This is a genomic window from Paraburkholderia youngii (assembly GCF_013366925.1).
In the GTDB taxonomy this organism is placed as follows: Bacteria; Pseudomonadota; Gammaproteobacteria; order Burkholderiales; family Burkholderiaceae; genus Paraburkholderia; species Paraburkholderia youngii.
In genome coordinates this window covers 633,952-654,833 of the sequence record NZ_JAALDK010000001.1, presented here as the reverse complement: position 1 = coordinate 654,833, position 20,882 = coordinate 633,952, and the positions used below count along the sequence as shown (strand labels likewise).

15 protein-coding genes and 3 tRNA genes are annotated in these 20,882 nt (G+C 64.3%); 5 read left to right on the top strand and 13 right to left on the bottom strand.

Annotated elements, in window-relative coordinates:
- Nucleotides 1-2,025: 2,025 nt before the first annotated feature.
- On the top strand, nt 2,026-3,900 hold the full coding sequence (locus tag G5S42_RS03100) for an ABC transporter ATP-binding protein (protein WP_176105485.1): 1,875 nt from the start codon (nt 2,026-2,028) through the stop codon (nt 3,898-3,900).
- A 78-nt stretch (nt 3,901-3,978) separates the two neighbouring features.
- Here the strand turns inward: G5S42_RS03100 and G5S42_RS03095 are convergent, their stop codons facing one another.
- The 3 genes from G5S42_RS03095 to G5S42_RS03085 all read right to left on the bottom strand — a co-directional run bounded on the left by G5S42_RS03095 (nt 3,979) and on the right by G5S42_RS03085 (nt 6,767).
- Nucleotides 3,979-4,443, bottom strand: a complete 465-nt coding sequence (locus tag G5S42_RS03095; RefSeq protein ID WP_176105484.1) for a DUF2214 family protein — start codon at nt 4,441-4,443, stop codon at nt 3,979-3,981.
- Nucleotides 4,444-4,593: 150 nt separating this feature from the next.
- The gene (locus G5S42_RS03090) at nt 4,594-5,448 is read right to left on the bottom strand and encodes a hypothetical protein (protein WP_176105483.1); all 855 of its coding nucleotides are present in this window, start codon (nt 5,446-5,448) and stop codon (nt 4,594-4,596) included.
- A 254-nt stretch (nt 5,449-5,702) separates the two neighbouring features.
- Nucleotides 5,703-6,767 carry a glycosyltransferase family 4 protein gene (locus G5S42_RS03085; RefSeq protein ID WP_176105482.1) on the bottom strand — a complete coding sequence of 355 codons (1,065 nt, stop codon included), beginning with the start codon at nt 6,765-6,767 and terminating at the stop codon, nt 5,703-5,705.
- A 696-nt stretch (nt 6,768-7,463) separates the two neighbouring features.
- Here G5S42_RS03085 and G5S42_RS03080 point away from each other — a divergent pair.
- Nucleotides 7,464-9,299 carry an ABC transporter ATP-binding protein gene (locus G5S42_RS03080; protein ID WP_176105481.1) on the top strand — a complete coding sequence of 612 codons (1,836 nt, stop codon included), beginning with the start codon at nt 7,464-7,466 and terminating at the stop codon, nt 9,297-9,299.
- Nucleotides 9,300-9,384: 85 nt separating this feature from the next.
- On the opposite strand, the gene otsA is transcribed toward G5S42_RS03080, so the two are convergent.
- The gene (gene otsA / locus G5S42_RS03075) at nt 9,385-10,863 is read right to left on the bottom strand and encodes an alpha,alpha-trehalose-phosphate synthase (UDP-forming) (RefSeq protein WP_176105480.1); all 1,479 of its coding nucleotides are present in this window, start codon (nt 10,861-10,863) and stop codon (nt 9,385-9,387) included.
- A 52-nt stretch (nt 10,864-10,915) separates the two neighbouring features.
- Nucleotides 10,916-11,665 carry a trehalose-phosphatase gene (gene otsB, locus G5S42_RS03070; RefSeq protein WP_176105479.1) on the bottom strand — a complete coding sequence of 250 codons (750 nt, stop codon included), beginning with the start codon at nt 11,663-11,665 and terminating at the stop codon, nt 10,916-10,918.
- A 473-nt stretch (nt 11,666-12,138) separates the two neighbouring features.
- Here otsB and G5S42_RS03065 point away from each other — a divergent pair, with 473 nt between their 5' ends.
- From G5S42_RS03065 to G5S42_RS03055, 3 genes are read left to right on the top strand one after another with little or no spacing between them, the layout of a single operon-like run.
- Complete coding sequence (locus G5S42_RS03065) at nt 12,139-12,765, top strand: SCO family protein (protein WP_176105478.1); 627 nt, start codon at nt 12,139-12,141, stop codon at nt 12,763-12,765.
- A gap of 28 nt (nt 12,766-12,793) precedes the next feature.
- Nucleotides 12,794-13,255, top strand: coding sequence for a copper chaperone PCu(A)C (locus G5S42_RS03060; RefSeq protein ID WP_176105477.1), 462 nt, complete (start codon nt 12,794-12,796; stop codon nt 13,253-13,255).
- 39 nt (nt 13,256-13,294) lie between these two features.
- A complete protein-coding gene (locus G5S42_RS03055; protein WP_176105476.1) occupies nt 13,295-14,179 on the top strand; it encodes a cytochrome c oxidase assembly protein in 885 nt (294 codons plus the stop codon).
- Nucleotides 14,180-14,190: 11 nt separating this feature from the next.
- Here G5S42_RS03055 and G5S42_RS03050 read toward each other — a convergent pair whose 3' ends face one another.
- The 8 genes from G5S42_RS03050 to uvrC form a co-directional block, all read right to left on the bottom strand.
- On the bottom strand, nt 14,191-14,691 hold the full coding sequence (locus G5S42_RS03050; RefSeq protein WP_176105475.1) for a GNAT family N-acetyltransferase: 501 nt from the start codon (nt 14,689-14,691) through the stop codon (nt 14,191-14,193).
- Nucleotides 14,692-14,808: 117 nt separating this feature from the next.
- Nucleotides 14,809-15,789 (bottom strand): sensor domain-containing diguanylate cyclase, encoded by a 981-nt coding sequence (locus G5S42_RS03045; protein WP_176105474.1) that lies wholly within the window; start codon nt 15,787-15,789, stop codon nt 14,809-14,811.
- A gap of 141 nt (nt 15,790-15,930) precedes the next feature.
- Nucleotides 15,931-16,680: a TraB/GumN family protein gene (locus tag G5S42_RS03040; protein ID WP_176105473.1), complete on the bottom strand. Its 750-nt coding sequence runs from the start codon at nt 16,678-16,680 to the stop codon at nt 15,931-15,933.
- Nucleotides 16,681-17,059: 379 nt separating this feature from the next.
- Nucleotides 17,060-17,133 (bottom strand) — tRNA-Cys (locus G5S42_RS03035).
- Between the two features lie 129 nt (nt 17,134-17,262).
- Nucleotides 17,263-17,338, bottom strand: a tRNA-Gly gene (locus G5S42_RS03030).
- Nucleotides 17,339-17,401: 63 nt separating this feature from the next.
- Nucleotides 17,402-17,477: transfer RNA gene (locus G5S42_RS03025), tRNA-Gly, on the bottom strand.
- A gap of 196 nt (nt 17,478-17,673) precedes the next feature.
- Nucleotides 17,674-18,267: a CDP-diacylglycerol--glycerol-3-phosphate 3-phosphatidyltransferase gene (gene pgsA, locus G5S42_RS03020; RefSeq protein ID WP_176105472.1), complete on the bottom strand. Its 594-nt coding sequence runs from the start codon at nt 18,265-18,267 to the stop codon at nt 17,674-17,676.
- 213 nt (nt 18,268-18,480) lie between these two features.
- Nucleotides 18,481-20,712 (bottom strand): excinuclease ABC subunit UvrC, encoded by a 2,232-nt coding sequence (gene uvrC, locus G5S42_RS03015; protein ID WP_176105471.1) that lies wholly within the window; start codon nt 20,710-20,712, stop codon nt 18,481-18,483.
- Nucleotides 20,713-20,882: the final 170 nt, after the last annotated feature.

The following is a 20,882-nucleotide window of genomic DNA, read 5'->3' as shown; positions in this document are numbered from 1 at the left end:
TTAACGCGCATCTGTCTAGCCCGCCGAGTAAGTCACTCAGCACGACACGCACAGATGCACATTGTTAAGGATCGACCGGATAACCCTAGACGCCATGCTAGGCCGGTTACAACACAGTGAGCCGCTTCTGGCTGTAGGCGCTTACGCGCCGCTCACTGCTTACTGCGTCCTACTTGCTACGGTTCCCATGTTGCCAGAACCTTACTGCTTTGTCAACTGCCTTTGCTGTCCCGCCTCACCGTTACCACATGCTGCCCTAAGGCTTAGCCAGTTCTCCGGCGCTGCGTTACTGCGTTACTGCATGGGATCGAACTGTACGCCTGCTAAATCCGTTTGTCAACTGCCTTTTGTGTCCCGGCTGCTAATCCCGTGGCTGTCCTTATGTGGCTAGGGTTTGCTAGGTCATGCCCAGCGCACTCAGTAGCCAGTGTGTCTAGGTCTGTAGCACTCCGTTACTTACTGCACTGGAGTGGTGCTAATTCTTACGCTTTCCCTTCTACCTGTATAGCTCGGTGTAATGCCATTGTTGGCTTGTATTCACCGGTTTGTCACCCTTGCCAGCGCTGCTAGTCCTTGCTCTCTGGCTCTCTGCCTTGCTCTGCGGCTGTCATGCTGGCTAGTCCGTGCCTGTCCTGTCGGTTCATTGTCAGGCTGTCTCTGGCTGTCTCGTTCGGCTAGTGTCTGGCTACCTGTCTGCACTGCCTTGGTGCGCTCTCTCTGGCTCTCCCTGTCCTCTCCTCTCCCTGGGCTATCGTGTCCTGTCCCTGTCTGCTCCCTGTCGGCTGTCTGTCCTCTGGCTGTCCTCTGGCCTACTGTCCCGGCTGCTAGTCGTCGCTGGCAACAGATGCCGCGTTCTCTGTCTGTCAGAGGATCATGAAATCGAAAGAAGGACAGATGCCCGCACCCGTGCGCCTGAATGCGCAAACCCTGATGCCAGCGTCCCGCTATCCCGCGATAATCGAGCCCTAGACAGCGCACAGTGAGCGCCACGCGATAAGAGCCCCGCTAAGCCTCTGGCGCACTCTCTGGCTACCCATGCCCTAGCCCACTGTCCCGAGCCCGTCCCAAGCCCGCCTAGCAAGCCCTAGGGCTACGCACTGTCCACTGCCTTGCGCAGGCAGAGCCAGCCAGCGCCACGCGCCGCAGAGGAGCAATCGCACGCGCACCCGCCTGCCTGCGTTCTCTCGTGATCTGGAGATGGCGCGCATGGGGGCGCAGGAGCGCGAGCGGGCGGCGTAACTGCCCACGGATAAGCACATCAAAATTGGGTCCGGGTCCATACGGGGACATCTCAGCACGGCACTCGCAGGCAGTTGACAAGCTCGGTCGGAGGCGTCTACAGTGGAGCCCTGTCTCGGCCCTAAAAGCTGGGACGATGCGGGGACAGAGAGGCTGTCCCAGCCCTAGCGTCGGCTCTGCTAAGTGCTTGATTTCATTAGGTAGAGCACTGGGAGCGGAGCGACAAATCGCCTTCACACGGCAGGGGTCACTGGTTCGATCCCAGTACTACCCACCAGATTCTTGGTGTGTCGATCACCGAAGACAAAAGGGCTTACGCAGCAATGCGTAAGCCCTTTTTCTATTTGCCGGCTCGTGCGCAGCACGAGATTTCACTGGCTGCAGAACCACGTCGTTCCGTAGGTTGGCGAGCACCCCGCACTGTTGCTATATTCGGCAGACGGGCATTCGCCCGGTCCGGCTCTGTCCGGTTTCTCCATCTTGAACCATCTCAGGGAGGCGCCACATGTTCGCAGTGCATCGCGCGCTCCCTCGCATGGTCCCACGACCGTCAGCCCGTCCGCCACGACCGCTGCGACCTTAAACGCCGCAGCGTCGCAGCAGATGCGCAGCCGCCTCGACAGGCGGGCCGCGTTCACTCCAGACAGTCCGTTGTTCCGTTGCCGTTGTTTGCCGCCGTATTTTTTCGCGCGTTCCCGCGCGCATTCCGGCATCCGCTGGCTGTCTACCCTTTTTCGCTTCTGACTGGAACCTCGGCGCGCTCGTGCGTCGCCGGGTCGAAAGCAAATGGCCAACAAAAAACTCGACTTTCGCGGACAAGCCTTCAAGGATGTTCTCGGCTTCACTTTCCGTCACTGGGCCCAACAGCCGTGGCGCATCATCGTGATCGCGGCCCTCGCGCTGTTCACGGCGGGCGCGGACATCCTCACGCCGGTCTTCGCCGGACGTCTGGTGGACGCGATCGCGGCCGGTCCGGCGTCGTCGGCGCCCATCTGGCATCACGCGCTCGAGGCCTTCGGCGTGCTCGCCGCGCTCGGCCTGACCGCGACGCTGCTGCGTCAGGGCGTGTACTTCAACATCATCCGCTTCACGCTGAAGATGATGAGCGAGATCGCCGCACGCGCGTTTCATCGCGTGCAGCGCTTTTCGACCGACTGGCACGCGAACAGCTTCGCCGGCTCGACCGTGCGCAAGATCACGCGCGGCATGTGGGCGCTCGACCTGCTGAACGACACGCTGCTGATCGCGTTGCTGCCGTCGCTGGTGATGCTGGTCGGCGCGACGCTGCTGCTCGGTTCGCGCTGGCCGATGATGGGCGTCGTTGTCGGCATCGGCTCGCTGCTGTACATCGGCGTGACAGTGACGGTGTCGCTGGGCTTCGTCGCGCCGTCCGCGCGTCTCGCGAACGCGTGGGACACGCGCATGGGCGGCGCGCTCGCCGATGCGGTCAGCTGCAACGGCGTCGTCAAGGCATTCGGCGCGGAAGCGCGCGAGGAAGCGCGCCTCGGGTACGTGATCGGCAAATGGCGGCAGCGCACGCGCCGGACGTGGGTGCGCGGCACGCTCAACGGCGGCCTCCAGGGCGGCATGCTGGCCGCGATTCAGGCCGCGATTCTCGGCGTTGCGTTGCTGCTGTGGGCACGCGGCGAAGCGAGCGTCGGCGACATCACGTTCGCATTGACGATGTTCTTCATGCTGCAAGGCTACCTCCGCGACATCGGCATGCACATCCGCAACCTGCAGCGCTCGGTCAACGACATGGAGGAACTGGTGTCGCTCGAAAGCCAGCCGCTCGGCATCGAGGATCGTCCCGGTGCCGGTCCGATCACGATCCGCAACGGCGAAATCCGCTTCGAGCATGTGTCGTTTCACTATGGCGCGCACAGCCGGCCGCTCTACGACGACTTCTCGATCCGCATCGCGCCGGGCGAGCGCGTCGGGCTGGTCGGTCATTCCGGCTCGGGCAAGACGACCTTCATCAAGCTGATCCAGCGCCTTCACGACATTTCGGGCGGGCGGATCACGATCGACGGCCAGGACATAGCGCAGGTCCAGCAAGCGTCGCTGCGCAGCCAGATCGCGATCGTCCAGCAGGAGCCGGTGCTTTTTCACCGCTCGCTTGCCGAGAACATCGCGTATGGACGGCCCGGCGCGAGCCGCGCCGACATCGAGCGCGCCGCGCGGCTCGCCAGCGCGCATGACTTCATCGCCGCGCTGCCGAACGGCTACGATACGCTGGTCGGCGAACGCGGCATCAAGCTATCGGGCGGCGAGCGTCAACGCGTCGCGATCGCGCGGGCGTTTCTCGCCGACGCGCCGATCCTGATTCTCGACGAAGCCACGTCGAGCCTCGACAGCGAAAGCGAAGTGCTGATCCAGCGCGCGATGGAGCGGCTGATGCAGGGGCGCACCACGCTGGTGGTCGCGCACCGGTTGTCGACGGTGCGCGCGCTCGACCGGTTGCTCGTGCTGGACAAGGGCAAGGTGATCGAGGAAGGCAGCCACGACGCGCTGATCAAACGCGACAACGGCTTGTACCGTCGCTTGTTCGAGCGTCAGGCGCTGGAGTTGATCAAGGGTCTCGGCGAGCCAGAACTCGTGCGCGAGTCGGCAGAGGTCAAGGCCGACCGGGTCGACGATTCTGGCTTGTTGGTCGGCTAGCGCGACGCAGGCCTGCACGAGGGCGCAACGCTTGGCGCGCGCCACCAGCCCGTCGCAATGGAAAGAAGGCCCGCCGCGCTACACCGCGCCGGCGGGCAGTCCGATGCCGCGCGCCATTCCAGTGGCCGCAAACACCATCAGAACCAGCAGCACGGTCTGGATTACGCTGAAATGCGCGTAGGACCGCGCCTTCTTCAGATTCGGCGCCGCGCCGCTGCGGATCGACGCGCGCCAGCGCATCAGGCCGAGCATCGTGGGCACTTCGAGGATCAGGATCAGCACCAGCAACGTCATCTTCACGTGAAAGAGCGGCTCGTGCAGGTAGTAGTCGGCGCCCTTCTCATACCCGCCGAACACGCGCATCAGGCCGGTCACGATCAGCACCAGCGCGGCGATGCCCCAGCGTGAATCGGCACGAAACACCGAACGCAGCGCGGCGGGCACCGACGCGCGACGCAGCGACCACGTGCGTCTGAGAATCGACGCGAGCGCAAAGCCATAAGCGAGCAGATGAAGGGCGGCAAGCAACCAGCGAACCAGCATGGCGACTCCTGCGAAAGACGCGATACGATCGATGAGTGTCCCACTCGCCCGCCGGCAGGCCGGGCGCCTTGATTGCATTATCGACGAAGCTTCGCTTCGGGATGCGTGCAATGGCCACGCGATGTGACCGATAGCACAAAACGTGCAGCGTCAGACCTGGCGCAGCGTCGTGTCGAGCGCGCGGGCGGCGACGCGATCGCCTTCGGTCGTCAGCGCGGCGCGGAAAACGGTCTGCCGGTTGTGCCCCGCGGCGGCCGGCGAATCCCACAGCAGCTCGACCTTCGGACGTACGCCGAACGTGCTGCGCGCCAGCGAGGGCGCCGCGACCGACGGCATCGGCGCCGCCGACGCACCGGCCTTGCCCGCCGCGCCGAACGCAACTGCGGGAGCGGGCGCCGGCGTCGCGCGCGCATCGGAACCGCTCGCCCAGCGCACCGACAATTCGCGCGCATCGTATTGCCCCACCTTGCGCCGCTCGGCCCACACGACGACGGTGCGCGTCACCGGATCGAGCGACACCGCATAGCGGCCGATCGCAAAGCGCCGCGCCGCCACATTGGTGCGCCACAACGGCAGCGGCCGGCAGATCCACAAGACGATCGCATACAGCACCGGCGCCGCGACGAGCCAGCCGTTGGTGGCCGCGACCGCCTGCATCGCGCGACGCCAGCCCGCGCTCGCGACGAACGCGCCGACCGACCACAGCGCAAACAGAAACCCGAGGAACGCGAACAGGCGCAGCGCCTGACGCAGCCATTGCGGCAACGGATGGAACGGACGCTCGGCGACGGCGCGCGCGCCGGGCAGGAAGATCAGCAGGAACAGAAAGACGAGGTTGATACACGCCCACGGTGAAGACGCCATCGCGGTCAGCGCGGTGCTCAGCCTCATCTCGGACATCGAGAAAAGCCAGCGGGCGGCGAGCACGAGACCGATGGCGCGCAACGTAAAAATCGTTCCGGCGCCGGGCGCGGCGTTCGCGCGCGTCTCTTTCGTTCTCGCCAAGGCATCCTCCTGTCGTCGGCGGCACCGCAGCCCAATTTGCGGCACGGCAATTATAGGGATATTACCGAGCCTGGCTCGTTCGCGCCGCGCGGAAACCGGTATTTTCATCGGTGCACCGACGAAAAACGCGGCGCGCATGCAACAACGCCCCGCCGGCAACATGCCGGCGGGGCGTTCAGAGCAGCGAAGGAAGCGTGATTCCTGCTGCCGGCGTCTCATCCACCGCGAAACAACCGCGGCGAATCAACCGCCAATCAGCCCGCGTTGACTTCGCGCAGCACCGTGCGATGCTTGCTGCGCAGCAGGTCTTCGTAGACGGCGACGTAGTTCTTCGCCATCACCTTCGACGTGAAGCGTGCTTCGAACGCCTTGCGCACGCCAGCGCGGGGCAGCGTGTGCAGACGCTTGAGCGCAGCGACCGCGCTGATTTCGTCTTCGACGACGAAACCCGACACGCCGTTTTCGATCACTTCCGGCACCGAACCGCGATTGAACGCGATCACCGGCGTACCGCAAGCCATCGCCTCGATCATCACCAGGCCGAACGGCTCCGGCCAGTCGATCGGGAAGACCAGCGCATGCGCGTTGCCGAGGAACTCACGCTTTTCGGCTTCGCCGATTTCGCCGATGTACTCGACATGCGGGAGCGCCATCAGCGGCTTGATCACTTCTTCGTAATAGGCACGGTCGGCCTTGTCGATCTTCGCGGCGACCTTGAGCTTCATGCCTGCCTGGCCGGCGATGCGGATCGCGCGGTCGAGACCCTTCTCCGGCGAAACGCGGCCGAGGAATGCGAGGTAGCCCGGTTCGACGTCGGGGATCGGCGTGAGCACGTTTTCCGGCAGACCGTGATAGACGGTTTGCAGCCAGTTCGCCTGTTGCAGCGGGATGCGCTGGTTGTCGGAAATCGACACGACCGGCACGTCCTTGAACGTATTGAAGATGGGCTGCAGTTCCGGCAGATCGAGACGGCCGTGCATCGTAGTCAGGAACGGCACCGGCTGACGCGCGAACAGCGAGAACGGGTAGTAGTCGATGTGGAAATGCAGCACGTCGAATTCGTCCGCGCGGCGGCGCACTTCTTCGAGCAGCAGCATATGCGGCGCCATCACGTCGCGGATCGTCGGGTCGAGGCGCAGCGCCTGCGGCCAGAATGCTTCGAGCTTCGCCGAGGTTTGCGAATCACCGCTTGCAAACAGCGTGACGTCGTGGCCCTGCTCGACCAGCGCCTCGGTCAGATTGGACACCACGCGTTCCGTACCACCGTACAGCTTGGGAGGAACCGCCTCGTGCAGCGGAGCGATTTGAGCGATTCGCATATTGACGAACTCCTAGTAAAAAATCAGGCAAAGGTACTGCATTTGGAAAAAGCGACTCGCTTGCTCGCCAGGGCAGTCTGGCCGGAGATACCGGCGCGGGCCTGATTCTTTTGAGAAATCCTGCGATGGATCGCTTGGGTCAAGAGCCCAGACAAGTGGATCAGCGTCTGCGCATGTGCGAGTAAACGCGCATGGGGCACCTACGTTGACAAACTGTCAGAAAATTTGCCGGGGCTAACGAGCACGCATTATCGATGCCCGAATTGTCGCCGCACCGCAACATTTCAAAGTCTTTACGTTGTTACAAACGCGAAACACTTTGCAAACCCTTGTTTTCAAAGACAGTTCTACAGTGTCCAGGAGGTTCGGCGAGGCACGACGTACCGAGCGGTGAACTCTCGCGCATCAAACGTTGCCGGTAGGAATTGCAAAATTGCCACGGCCCGGTTGAATGCAAACTGTAATTATATCTCGAAATTTTCCGCAATCTGCCGGAAGGGCCCGTCGGCTGGCGTGTCGAGACGACGCAGATCGCGGAGGTCTATCGCGAAATCAATCGCGTCAAAGCCCGGATACACAGGGCGCAATCGTCTTTGCATGTTTACAATGCGAAGCATCGGCTTCACGGAGAGCCATGCTTGTCCGTGTGGTCCGCGCATTGCATGCACAACCCGCAACACATCGATCTCAGCTCAATTGGAACACTTGACCATCGCCCAGCGAAACGCCCAGAACGCAAAGCTCGCGAGCTATGCGCACCGGCCGCTTGCGTTTCTCTTCCGCTTTATCCGCCGTCATCCGGTCGCGCACGCGATCGTGCTGTGCAGCGTGTTTGCGGCCGTGGGCTGTGCACTCGCTTCGCAATACGCGATCAAACATCTGATCGACGTGCTCGGCGGTGGCCGCCATCATCCGGGGCCGTTGTGGGGCGCGTTCGCGATCCTTGTCGGCCTGATCGCCGCCGATAACCTGTTATGGCGGCTCGGCGGCTGGTTCGCCGCGCACACGTTCGTCGCCGTGACGGGCGATTTGCGGCGCGACCTGTTCCAGTACCTGAGCGGCCATTCACCGACCTACTACGCCGAAAAGCAGCCCGGCATGCTGGCAAGCCGCATCACCGCGACCTCGAACGCCGTCTACACCGCCGAAAACACCACCGCGTGGAACGTGCTGCCGCCCTGTATAGCCGTGCTCGGCGCGATCGTGATGATCATCTCGGTGAACCCGCTGATGGCCGCCGGCCTGATGCTGTGCTCGGCGATCCTGGCGGTCGTGCTGTACAAGCTCGCGGGCCGCGGCTCCGCGCGTCACCATAATTTTGCGACCAAGGCGGCATCGGTCGACGGCGAGCTCGTCGACGTGATCAGCAACATGGGCCTCGTGCGCGCGTTTGGCATGACGTTCCGCGAACAGCAACGTTTTGCGTCAACGGTCAAGTCGGAAATGGACGCGCGCCAGCAAAGCCTGCTGTACCTGGAAAAGCTGCGTCTGCTGCACGCCGTGATCACCGCGCTGCTGTCGGCCGGCCTACTCGGTTGGGCGCTGTGGCTGTGGGACCAGGGCCGCGCGACTTCGGGCGACATCGTGCTCGTCAGCTCGCTCGGTTTCACGATCCTGCACGGCACGCGCGATCTCGCGGTCGCGCTCGTCGACGTCACCCAGCACGTCGCGCGACTCGCGGAGGCGGTGCGCACGCTGCTCGAACCGCACGGCATGCCCGATCGCGACGACTCGACCGAACTCGTGCCCCAGGGCGGCCGCGTCACGTTCGACGGCGTCACGTTCGCCTATCCGCGCCGCCGGCCGATCCTCGATCACTTCGACCTCAATATCGAGCCGGGCCAGCGCGTCGGCCTGATCGGCAAGTCGGGCGCTGGCAAATCGACGGTGCTCGCGCTGTTGCAGCGCTTCTACGAAACCCAGGGTGGCGCGATCAAGATCGACGGCCAGGACATCGCGTCGATCACTCAGGACAGCCTGCGTCACGCGATCGCGCTGGTGCCCCAGGACATTTCCCTGTTCCATCGCACGGTGTACGAGAACATCGCGTACGGCCGCCCGGAAGCGAGCCGCGAGGAAGTGCTCGCCGCAGCGCGCGAGGCGCGTTGCGCGGACTTTATCGAAGCAATGCCCGAAGGCTACGACACGATCGTCGGCGACCGCGGCGTGAAGCTGTCGGGCGGCCAGCGCCAGCGCATCGCGATTGCGCGCGCGATTCTGAAAAACGCGCCGATCCTGCTGCTCGACGAAGCCACGTCAGCGCTCGACAGCGCGTCCGAGGAAGCGATCCAGAAGGCGCTCGACCGCCTGATGGTCGGTCGTACCGTGATCGCGATCGCACACCGTCTATCGACGCTGAACAACTTCGACCGGATCATCGTGATGAGCGCCGGAAAGGTCATCGACGACGGCTCGCCGGAAGAACTGCGTCAGCGTCCGGGCCTCTATCGCGACCTGCTCGCCAAGCAGTATGGCAAGGGCCAGACGCTGCATATCGGCGGCAAGAAAGTCGACGAACAGCACGTGGCCTGACGCCACGCAGGGTCCAGGCGCTGCGCGCCGCATGCAAAAAGCCGCTCCAGGGAGCGGCTTTTTCCTGTCTGGCTTCGCGGCTAGCTTAGCCGGTCACGCGCTCGCGCGCCGCCCTCTTCCGCCCGGCGTGACCCGCACCCGTGGCCGCGCGCGCCTTCCCGCTTCTAGCGCGCTTCGCGCCATCGACGCTCTGCAGATCGCGCATGAAGTTATCGCGCCACACCGACACGTTGTTCTCGCGCAGCTGCGCCATCATGTCGCGATAGCGCGCCTGGCGCTCGGCGAGCGGCATGTCGAGCGCCTGCGCCAGCGCCTCCGCCATGCCGTCGATATCGACCGGATTGACGATCAGCGCGCCGTCGAGCTCCTGCGCCGCGCCCGCGAAGCGCGACAGCACCAGCACGCCGGGATTCTCCGGATCCTGCGCCGATACGTATTCCTTCGCGACGAGGTTCATGCCGTCTCGCAAAGGCGTCACATAGCCGACGTGCGCGGTGCGGAACAGCGCCGCCAGCACCGAGCGCTCGTATTGCTTGTGGATGTACAGGATCGGCGTCCAGTCCAGCTCGGCGAAACGTCCGTTGATCCGTCCCGACTCGCCTTCGAGCTGCAGCCGGATGTCCTGATACGCGTGCAAGTCGGCGCGCGTCGGCGGCGCGATCTGCAGGAACGACACCTTGTTGCGCTGCGCGGCCGTATGCTCGAGCAGGCGCTCGAACGCGCGGAATCTCTCGACCAGCCCCTTCGAATAATCGAGCCGGTCGACGCTCATGATCAGCTTGCGCGAATGCAGCGTCGCCTTCATCGTGCGCACCGGCTTGCCGCGCTCGCCCGCCTTCGCGAGCTCGGCGATTTCGTCCGGATAGACGCCGATCGGATAGGCCGACGCGCGCAGCGTGCGGCCGAACGCATTCACGGTGAGCGGACCTTTCGGCGACGCGTCGATCGAGCCGCCCGCCTCGTTAATGACGTAGTCGCAGAACGCGCGCAGATCGGGGCCGGTCTGGAAGCCGAGCAGGTCGAACGAGCACAGCGCCTCGACGAGCTCGCGATGCGGCGGCACCGTCAGCAGCACCTGCGCGGCCGGAAACGGAATGTGCAGGAAAAAGCCGATGCGGTTCTTCACCCCTGCCGAGCGCAGCGCCTGCGCGAACGGGATCAGGTGATAGTCGTGCACCCAGATCACGTCGTCTTCGCGCAAGAGCGGCACGAGTTGCTGCGCGAGCCACGCGTTGACGCGGCAGTAGCCTTCGAAGTCGTGCCGGTCGTAGTGCAGCAGGTCGGATCGATAGTGGAACGCGGGCCACAGCGTCGCGTTCGAGAAACCGCGATAGTACTGATCGTAGTCGCGGCGCATCAACGGGACGGTCGCGAAGGTGACCGGGCCGCGCTCCTCGAGCTTGATCTGCGGCTGGCCGGAGCTGAGCACGTCGCCGCTCCAGCCGAACCACATGCCGCCGGTCTCTTTCAGCGCGTCGTACACGCCGACCGCCAGACCGCCCGCCGCCGGGCCGCCCTCCGAAATGGGCGCCACCCGGTTCGAAACAATGATCAGTCGGCTCATGAAGCGCGATTCCCGATGCAGTATGTTGTTTTCGTTGAACGTCGCGCCGGCGTCATGCGCCGCGCGCCGCCGCGACAATCGCTTCGAGCCAGTCGAGCAGTGACGACACCGACTCGACGCGCGTGCGCGCCATCGTTTCGCCCGCGCCAACCTTGATCGACAGACCGCCACGTTCGTTGACGACCGCGAAGCCCTTCTCGTCGGTCAGATCGTCGCCGGCGAACACGGGCGTGCGGCCGGTGAACGGTAGCTCCTCCAGGAACGCGCGTGTCGCGCGGCCTTTGTCGACGTCCTTCGGCTTGATCTCGTAGACCATCTTGCCGGGCTGCAGCACGTACGACGCGGGGTAATCGGCGACGAGCCGCTCGGTTGCCTCGCGCGCGACCGGCTCGCGGTCCGGCGCATTGCGGTAGTGCAGCGCGAGCGCCGCGCCCTTGATCTCGAGCAGCATGCCCGGGTGCTCGTTGACGACTTGCGCGAGCACCTGCTCCATGCGCAACAGGCGCTGGTCGTGAAAGCCGATGCGCTGCGTGTCGCCGTTCGCATCGCGCCGCTCGGCGCCGTGCAGACCAGCGACCGGCAGATCGGGCATGCCGAGAAAACTGTCGATGCTGTCGATGCCGCGCCCGGACACCACCGCGACCGCGCCATTCGTCAGGCTGCGCAGTTCGCGCAGCAGGTCGATCACGCGCGGCTGCACGAGCACGCCGTCCGGCGTGGGGGCGAGTTCGACGAGCGTGCCATCGAAGTCGAAGAAAAATGCCGTCTCGCTCGGAGACAGAACAGCCGGAAGTGCTTGCATCGCGTGGGTTCGCCTTTCAGCCATCTGGGGCCGGAAAAGTGTGCGCATCTTACCGCGCATCGGTCAATTTTTCGAGAAAGTAAGCCGGGACTCAAGCCTGGCGCGACGTTTGCCCGCCCGCTCGCGGCGATTGCATTCAAAAGCGCAACGATCGGGCTTCGCCCGACTTTCAGCCTGCTGCGTCAAATTGACTCGCAAATCGTACGCCCGGCGCGCCGCGCGACGCTGGCGCCAATTTTGCGCTACAGTCGCTGCCACACAGACCGTCGGCGTAATGCGCATCGTTGCACCTGCCGCTCAATTGCGTGTCGCGCGCGAAACTTGCACGGCATGATCGGGCGACGGTGCGCCTCCCCGCTCCATCGATTCTTGTGGCCTGCTCCCCAATCGAGTCATTGAACCCCGCTTTGTTCCCGATCTTTCCACCCCAGCGCCCGCAGCCAACGCTGTCCCGCTCACGATCCAACCGGTCCATGCACCGGTTGACGCACGGGGTGGCACGCCGGTTTGCGGCGGCAGCGGCGCTGGGCACGCTGGTCGCGCTCGCCACACTGACCGGTTGCACGCAGCGCGCCGAGCCGTGGCGGTTGACCAACGTGACGGGGCACCTGCCGGATCTGGACTTTACGTTGACCGACGACACCGGCCGGCCCGTCAGCGCCGCTTCGTTCAAGGGCCGCACCTCACTGGTCTACTTCGGCTACACGCATTGCCCGGACGTCTGCCCCGAAACGATGGGCCGTCTGATGCAGGTGCTGGGCAAGCTCGGCCCCGAGGCGCAGAAAGTGCGCATCCTGTTCATCACCGTCGATCCCGCGCGCGACACGCCGCAGGCCTTGCACGACTACGTCGGCGCGTTCGACGCGCAGCACGCCGAAGGGCTGACCGGCACCGACTGGCAGATCGAGTCGCTGGCGCAGCGCTATCGTGTTGCGTATCAGATGGAAAAGCGCGACCCGAACGGCAACTACGAGGTCACGCACAGCTCCGCCGTCTATGTGTTCGACAGTCAGGGCCACGCGCGCCTGCTCGCCACCGATCACGACACACCCGATGCGATTGCGAAGGACTTGCGCCGCATCATCGATGACCAATCCTGATTCTTCTTTGATCCCACTCCATTCCATCATGACGATCAAGCTCAGACCATTCGCTTCCCTCGCCTGCACGCTCGTGCTGTCTTTCGGCGTCGCGTCCGCCGCGCACGCGGCTGATGCTCACGCGATCAGCATCAAGGACGCGTGGGTCCGCTGGCTGCCGAACAACCTGCCTGCGGCCGGCTATGCGACGCTCGTCAACGCGAGCGACAGGCCGATCGACCTCGTTGACGTATCGAGCGACGACTACGGCGACGCGATGCTGCATCAAACCGTATCGAACGGTTCGACCCAGAAGATGGTGATGGTCGACAAGCTGACGGTGCCCGCGCATGGCCAGGTCGCGATCACGCCGGGCGGCTATCACCTGATGCTCGAGGACGCGAAGCACAAGATCGCGCCGGGCGACACCGTGCATCTGACGCTGAAGTTTTCCGATGGCGAAACGTTGAGCGCGCCGTTCGCGGTCAAAGGGCCGGGCGAGACCAAGTAAGCGGCAACACGGGCCGCCGCCACCGCACACGCCATCGCCATGAACCTGCTCTACTGGCTCGATCCCTGGGAGTTTTCGCCGACCGTCGTGATCGCGTTGCTGATTCCTGCGATCCTGTTCGTGCGCGGCGCGCGCAAGGCGCGGCTGTCGTTCGCGCGGCGTCTGTCTTTCTGGTTCGGGCTGGTCGCGCTGTATGTCGTGCTGCATACACGGCTCGATTATTTCTTTGAGCATGAGTTCTTCATGCATCGATTGCAGCATCTGGTGCTGCATCACCTCGGGCCGTTCTTCATTGCGCTGTCGTATCCAGGCGCGGCGTTGCGCGCGGGCATTCCATTGCGCTGGCGACAGCGCTTCGTGCGGCCCGCGCTGCAAACTCCGCTCGTGCGCGGGGCGCTCGACGTGGTCATGCACCCGGTCGTGGCGGTCACGCTATTCGTCGGGCTGATCTATTTCTGGCTGCTGTCGCCGATCCATTTCATCGCGATGCTCGACTGGCGGATCTATCGCGTGATGAACTGGAGCATGGCGATCGACGGCCTGCTGTTCTGGTGGCTCGTGCTCGATCCGCGTCCGGCGCCGCCCGCGCGTCTGTCGCCGGGCAAGCGCGTGCTCGTCGTCATTGCGGCGATTCCGCCGCAGATCATCCTCGGCGCGTTCATCTTCTTTACGCCGCACGAGCTGTATCCGATCTATTCGATCTGCGGCCGCGCGTTCACATGGCTGAGCCCGATGCGCGATCAGCAGATCGGCGGGCTGCTGCTATGGATTCCGGGTTCGATGATGAGCGTGGTCGGCGCGCTGATCGCGCTGCGTCACTGGATGCGGCTGTCGGCGCGCGGACGCCTGCGTGCCGAGCGGCGTGCGAAAGCGGCGCGCGGGCTCACGCATGCGGTGTCGACGACCGCGAACGGGCCTCGCTGACCCGCTCGCGTTCAGGGCGAGCGCATCCACACATGCGGGATGCCGTCTTCGTCGTGAATCTCCGAGACCGGCTCGAAGCCGAACGCACCGTAAAAGCCTTGCAGATGCGCCTGCGCGTGCAGACGGATCGGCGTATCGGGCCACTGCGCACGAATATGCGCGAGCGAGCGTTCGAGCATCGTATTGCCGAGACCGATGCCGCGAAACGACGCGGTGGTCAACACCCGGCCGATGCGTACGTCGGCATCCGTCGCATCGGGCAACAACACGCGCAAATAGCCGGCCAACGGCGGCAGCGCCGCGTCGCCGCCGGTGCCATACGCGAGCAGATGCCAGGCTTCGACATCGAGCCCATCGATATCGCCATACACGCAGTTCTGTTCGACGACGAACACCGCGCTGCGGGCGGCCAGCATCTCATAGACTTCGACGCTCGTGAGGTCCGCGAACGGCTTCCAGCGCCATTCGAGTTGGGCGAGCCGCGCGGCGGCGGTGTGCTGCAAATCAGTCATCGGTAGCTTTCAGGTCAATGCGCGACAGCGCGGGCAACGATCCGCAATTATGCCGCGCGTGCCTGTGTCGGGCCATCGCGCGAGTCGGCTGGAGATTGGCCGCGGGCCGGGCGCCCGTCAGTGCCGTTGCGCCGAGCGCGCCTTCGACGCCTGCTTGTGGCTATACATCGCCGCATCGGCCGCGGCGAGCAGTTCGGCGACCGTGCCGTGGCGCGTCGGCTCGTACGTCACCTGGCCGACGCTGAAGTGGATCTGATAGCCGCGCAGCAACTCGGCATTGCGCTGGTCGAGCAGGTGCTCGAGACGCTGCGTCACTTCATGCGTCTCCGCGTTGCTGGCGCCGGTCAGCAGCGCGACGAACTCGTCGCCGCCGAGCCGCCCGATCACGTCGCTTTCGCGCAGCGCAGCGCGTAGCACCTCGGCGAAGGCTTGCAGCGCGCGGTCGCCCTCGGCGTGTCCGAGCGTGTCGTTGATCTGCTTGAAGTCGTTCAGATCGAAGAACAGCAGCGACGCCGGCTTATTCATGCGCCGACAGACGTTCAGCGCGTGTTGTGCGAGCACTTCGAAACCGCGTCGGTTCGACAGCAGCGTGAGGTCGTCGAGCGTGGCCAGCTGGATCGCGGCGAGTTCCTGTTCGGCCATGCGCGCGAGGTCGCGCAGCAACGCGCGATCTTCGTCATCGAGCATGCGCGGCTTCGTGTCGAGCAGGCACAGCGTGCCGACCTTGCCGCCGTTCGCAACCTGCAGCGGACAGCCTGCGTAGAAGCGGATGTGCGGTTCGTCGGTGACGAACGGATTGTCGTTGAAGCGCGGATCGGCGAGCGTGTCGGGCACCATGAAAATATCGTCGCCGAGAATGGCGTGCGCGCAAAACGACACGTCGCGCGAGGTCTCGCTCTCCTCCAGGCCGATGCACGATTTGAACCACTGCCGGTTCGCATCGACGAGACTGACGACGGCGATCGGCACACCGAATAGCCGCCGCGCGAGGCGGGTCAGGCGATCAAAGCGCTCTTCCGGCGCCGTGTCGAGAATATGCAGTGCGTGCAATCCGTCGAGACGGGCGCTTTCATTGCTGGGGATCGGAGGAACGAGCATGGAGTGAGGTCGGCGGGTGTCGGATGTTCTGAGGGGTAAGGATTAGTGTATAGCGGCATTCCGGCGCGTGGAATTGAGGAAACGGCCAGTCGTCCGGGCGGTCGACACGGCCGTGTGCAGTCGCGAAATCCGCGCACGCGCTCAGAACACTGCTTGCAGGGGTCGCGCGAGACAGTCGAGCAGATTGTCGGGACCGCACAGATGCAGCGCGCCGACGACCACCAGCGTGCGCTCGCGCACGTCCAGCAATTCGTTCAGCCGCGCGGCCCATGCGCGATTGCGCACGTCGAGAATCGCCTGACGGATGCCGGGCAGATTGAACATCGGCGATTCGACGGCGATTTGCTGTATCGCTTGCAGATCGCCGTCCAGCCACGCCGCGTGCATGCGTTCGAGCGTGCGCTGCGGCTCGCCACGATCGGCCATCAGCATGTCGAGCGCGGCGGCAATGGCTTCGAGCGGAATCGATTCGAGCGTGACGGCGACGTCCTGTGCGGACTCGAGATAGCGGTACGGCTTCGCCTGCGCGATCGCCGAGCGCAACATGCGCGGCTCGACACCCTCGACGACCTGCTGCAGCAGCGTGGGCGCGACGATCAGCGCGGCCCACGGACGCAGTGTTTCAAGCGGCGCGAGCAGACCATCGGTTGGCCATAGCACGTGCAGTTGGGTCCAGGCCTCGTCGCGCATCAAGGGTCGCAGTTGTGCGGCAGCGGGGTGTGCGTCGGCTTTGAGAAACGGCAGGATCGTCGCTGGATCGGACTCGAATACGAGCGTCTCAGCCCAGTCATAGGCGTCGGCGATCCATGGCGGCGTTCGACGGCTCGTCGCGGGAAACAGATGCATCGAGCCGAGCAAGCGGACCTGTGTGCCGGTGAGGTGGAAATACATGCGGCTTCAATGAGAGCGGGCGATGACGGTGCTGTGATTCTATCGTCCGTTCCGGATGCGGCGCGCCGACGTGCTTTGTCCTTCTCCGCGAGCCGGACACGCCATTAATCAGAATGCGCTGCTCATGTGTGAGCCGGAGTCAAACCCGGCAATAGCGATACACCGAAAAATGCGGTCATGCTGGTTCCTGAACAACGCTGCCCTGCCGCCAATCAAATCCACTCTCCGTTTCTGATTGATTCGAAGCGACGTCTACAGCACGCGATGGGATCGACCGGTTCGCTCACATCGCTGACGACGGTCGGCAAAAGCTGGCAAAAGAGGAAATAGAAAAAAGAAAAGCCCCGACAAGTCGGGGCTTTCGCTTTACATCAAAGACTGGAGGCGCGAGCCGGAGTCGAACCGGCCTAAACGGCTTTGCAGGCCGCTGCATAACCGCTTTGCTATCGCGCCGCAAGCGGACTGGAACCTAGATACGGGTTCGCAGATTTATCTGGTGGTCACCAGAAGAACCGAAGCTCTGGAAAGTTCAGAACGACCGGCCTTCCAAACAAAAAGGGAAGCGTTGCTTCCCCTGATGTATGGAGCGGGAGACGAGGCTCGAACTCGCGACCTCAACCTTGGCAAGGTTGCGCTCTACCAACTGAGCTACTCCCGCATTGAACTGCTTCACACCGCGCTGCGTTTTTTACTTCGCCAAACAACGCGATGCTTCGAAAACTGGAGCGGGAAACGAGGCTCGAACTCGCGACCTCAACCTTGGCAAGGTTGCGCTCTACCAACTGAGCTATTCCCGCGTCGTACTGCATTTACTGCTACTGCCTTACTGCGTCTCCGGTGTTTCGCGTTGCGTGCATCGGAGAAACGAGATTATGGAGAAACGACTGAAACGTGTCAACCCCTTTTGGCCCATCTGTTTTAAAGAAACATTTCGCTCGTTAGCGAAAGGTTCGAACACACTTTTGCGTCCGCGCGCTCCTTTTGTTCACGCCATCACGCGACACCACCGCGCTCACGAATCTGCGGCCACGCGAGCTTCATGTAGTACAGCATCGACCAGATCGTCAGGAACGCGGCCAGATAGATCAGCCACAGGCCCCACACCCGTGTGTCGACCGTCACGCCGCCGCCGAGCGGCAGCGGACCATAGAACAGCAGCATCGGAATCGCGACCATCTGGCAAGCTGTCTTGAACTTGCCGAGCGAGTTCACAGCAACGCTCTTCGATGCGCCGATCTGCGCCATCCATTCGCGCAGCGCCGAGATCGCAATTTCGCGTCCGACGATCACGAGCGCGATCGCCGAATCGATCCGCGCCAGCTGCACGAGCACGAGCAGCGCCGCAGTGACCATCAGCTTATCGGCGACTGGATCGAGAAACGCGCCGAATGCCGAGGTCTGATTCCATTTGCGGGCCAGAAAGCCGTCGAACCAGTCGGTGAGCGCCGCCAGGATGAAGATCGTCGCGGCTGCGAGATTGCGGTGCGCGGGGCTCATCATCATGTCAGGTAAATAGTACACACCGACGACGAGCGGAATCAGCACGATCCGCAGCCAGGTCAGGAATATCGGGAAATTAAACGGCATGGGGCAGGCGCAGCGTCTGACGAGTGAGTTGCAATTGTGCCGTGTCGCAAGGCCTGCCACAAGCAAGCGGACCGGGCATGGCCGCGCGGAGGCGGCAAGCGGGCCGCGCGCCCGGCGCGTGGTTCGCGGACGCGCCAGCCGGCACATCCGCTGCGCGACGCGTCGGCTCCCGCGGGCCGTGGTACCGATAACAGCGCAACGCGGCTCGTCGATTCAATGCAGTTGCCGGTAGATCTGCTCGGCGAGCGCCTGCGAAATACCTTCAACGCTCGCGAGATCCTCGACGCTCGCCGCCACCACACCGCGCAAGCCGCCAAACCGCGCGAGCAGGCGCTGACGCCGCTTGGCCCCCACGCCTTCGAGTTCTTCGAGCCGCGAGGTCTGGCGCGTCTTGCCGCGTTTGGCGCGCATGCCGGTGATCGCGAAGCGGTGCGCTTCGTCGCGGATCTGCGCGACCAGCATCAGCGCGGCGCTTTCCTTGCCGAGTTCGAGGGGCGCACGGCCGTCGGCGAAAATTAGCGTCTCGAGACCGACCTTGCGCCCCTCGCCCTTCGCGACGCCGACCAGCATGCCGGTATCGAGCCCCAGCTCCGTGAACACCTGCCGAGCGATCTCCACCTGCCCCTTGCCGCCGTCGATCAGCACGATGGTCGGCAGCACGCCGCCGGCTGCGGCAGGCTCGGCGGCATCGGCGGCTAGCGACGGATCGGCGGCCGCGTCGCTTTGCGATTCGGCGGCTTCGTCGCTCGCATTCGCGGCGGCTTGCGCGACCATCTTTTCGTAGCGGCGCGTGAGCACCTGGCGCATCGCCGCGTAATCGTCGCCGGGCGTGATGCCGGTGATGTTGTAGCGGCGATACTCGGACGACTGCATCTTGTGATGGTGATAGACGACGCACGACGCCTGCGTCGCCTCGCCCATCGTGTGACTGATGTCGAAGCATTCGATGCGCAGATGCGCGAGGTCGTCGCATTCCATGCCGAGCGTGTCGGTCAGCGCGCGAGTGCGCGCCTGCTGCGAGCCCTGCTCGGAGAGCAGCCGCGCGAGCGCGAGCCGCGCGTTCTGCTCGGCCATCGCGAGCCACGCGCGCCGCTGTCCCTGCGGTTGACGCAGCACGCTCACCTTGTGGCCCGCCTGCTCGATCAGCACGTCGACGAGTTCGCGCGCCGGCGCGTGGCTGACCACCAGCACCGGCGGCACGCGATTGCCGAGGTAATGCTGCGCGATGAACGCTTCGAGCACTTCGGATTCGACGCCGCCGGGCGCGCGGCCTTTGCGCCCCTTCGCCGCCGGGCCGGATTCTGGGTTCCCGTCGGCGCCTTCGTCCGTGCCTTCGTCGCTGATGGCGTCCGCGGTCGCTTCGGTAGCCTCGTCGAGCGCTTCTTCGTCACTACCATCGGTGTCTTCGTCTTCCGATGGCATGTCCTGCGCGATCGCGAGCGCATCGGCCGTGGCCCTCGCCGCTGCGGCCGACGGCGCGACTGCTTGCCCACCCGCCGATGCATCGTCCTGATCGCCGTCTTCTTCCAGCCCGCCTTCTTCCGCCGTCAACGCGCTCTCCACGTGCGCGGGAAAGTACGCCTTGTCGCCGAGATGCCGCCCGCCGCGCACCATCGCGAGATTTACGCACACGCGGCCGCCCAGCGCGACCACCGCGAGAATGTCGACGTCGCTATCGCTGCCGACTTCGATCGCCTGTTGATGCAGCACCGTCGACAGCGAGCTCATCTGGTTGCGCACCGCCGCGGCCTGTTCGAACTTGAGCTCGCTCGCGAACGCGTGCATCTTCTGCTCGAGCTCTTTCATCACCTCGCCTTGGCGGCCGAGCAGGAAGCGCGACGCGTTGGCGACGTCGCGCGCGTAGTCCTCTTCGCTGATATTCGCAACGCACGGCGCCGTGCAGCGGCCGATCTGATGCAGCAGACACGGCCGCGTCCGGTTGTTGAACACCGAGTCCTCGCAGGTGCGCAACTGGAACACGCGCTGCAGGATCTGGATGCTCTCGCGCACCGCCCACGCGCTCGGGAACGGACCGAAGTACTGGTTCTTGCGATCGACCGAGCCGCGGTAATAGGCCATGCGCGGAAATTTGTGGCCGGTCAGCTTCAGATATGGGTACGACTTGTCGTCGCGAAACAGGATGTTGTACCGCGGCGTGAGCGCCTTGATCAGGTTGTTTTCGAGCAGCAGCGCCTCGGCCTCGGAACGCGTGACCGTCGTCTCGATGCGCGCGATGCGCGTGACCATCATCGCGATACGCGGCGACAGCTGCGTCTTCGTGAAATAGCTCGATACGCGCTTCTTCAGATTGCGCGCCTTGCCGACGTAGAGCACCACGCCGCTCATGTCGTAATAGCGGTACACGCCGGGCAGATGCGGCAGTTGGGCGAGCACTTTTTTCGGCTCGAAGGTGTCGGGGGCGTCGGTTGCTTCGGGTTCGGTCATGCGGGATCGATTGGGGTGGGACTGTCTCGCGCTGCCTCGCCGATTGCACCGATTGCGCCGATTGCGCCGGCGGGTGCCCGGCACCATGCACCGGGGGTCGTGTCGCGCGTCGCGCCATGCGGCCCGCGTGGCGGACAAACGGCGCGCGCGATCGCGAGCGAGGCTTTAGA

What these genes read in the sequence shown, in the direction of transcription:
- otsA (WP_176105480.1), bottom strand. Translation starts at nt 10,863, where the DNA reads ATGAGCCGACTGATCATTGTTTCGAACCGGGTGGCGCCCATTTCGGAG.
- pgsA (WP_176105472.1), bottom strand. Translation starts at nt 18,267, where the DNA reads ATGCCGTTTAATTTCCCGATATTCCTGACCTGGCTGCGGATCGTGCTG.
- uvrC (WP_176105471.1), bottom strand. Translation starts at nt 20,712, where the DNA reads ATGACCGAACCCGAAGCAACCGACGCCCCCGACACCTTCGAGCCGAAA.
- G5S42_RS03040 (WP_176105473.1), bottom strand. Translation starts at nt 16,680, where the DNA reads ATGTATTTCCACCTCACCGGCACACAGGTCCGCTTGCTCGGCTCGATG.
- G5S42_RS03095 (WP_176105484.1), bottom strand. Translation starts at nt 4,443, where the DNA reads ATGCTGGTTCGCTGGTTGCTTGCCGCCCTTCATCTGCTCGCTTATGGC.
- G5S42_RS03060 (WP_176105477.1), top strand. Translation starts at nt 12,794, where the DNA reads ATGACGATCAAGCTCAGACCATTCGCTTCCCTCGCCTGCACGCTCGTG.
- G5S42_RS03100 (WP_176105485.1), top strand. Translation starts at nt 2,026, where the DNA reads ATGGCCAACAAAAAACTCGACTTTCGCGGACAAGCCTTCAAGGATGTT.
- G5S42_RS03085 (WP_176105482.1), bottom strand. Translation starts at nt 6,767, where the DNA reads ATGCGAATCGCTCAAATCGCTCCGCTGCACGAGGCGGTTCCTCCCAAG.
- G5S42_RS03055 (WP_176105476.1), top strand. Translation starts at nt 13,295, where the DNA reads ATGAACCTGCTCTACTGGCTCGATCCCTGGGAGTTTTCGCCGACCGTC.
- G5S42_RS03065 (WP_176105478.1), top strand. Translation starts at nt 12,139, where the DNA reads ATGCACCGGTTGACGCACGGGGTGGCACGCCGGTTTGCGGCGGCAGCG.
- otsB (WP_176105479.1), bottom strand. Translation starts at nt 11,665, where the DNA reads ATGCAAGCACTTCCGGCTGTTCTGTCTCCGAGCGAGACGGCATTTTTC.
- G5S42_RS03045 (WP_176105474.1), bottom strand. Translation starts at nt 15,789, where the DNA reads ATGCTCGTTCCTCCGATCCCCAGCAATGAAAGCGCCCGTCTCGACGGA.
- G5S42_RS03050 (WP_176105475.1), bottom strand. Translation starts at nt 14,691, where the DNA reads ATGACTGATTTGCAGCACACCGCCGCCGCGCGGCTCGCCCAACTCGAA.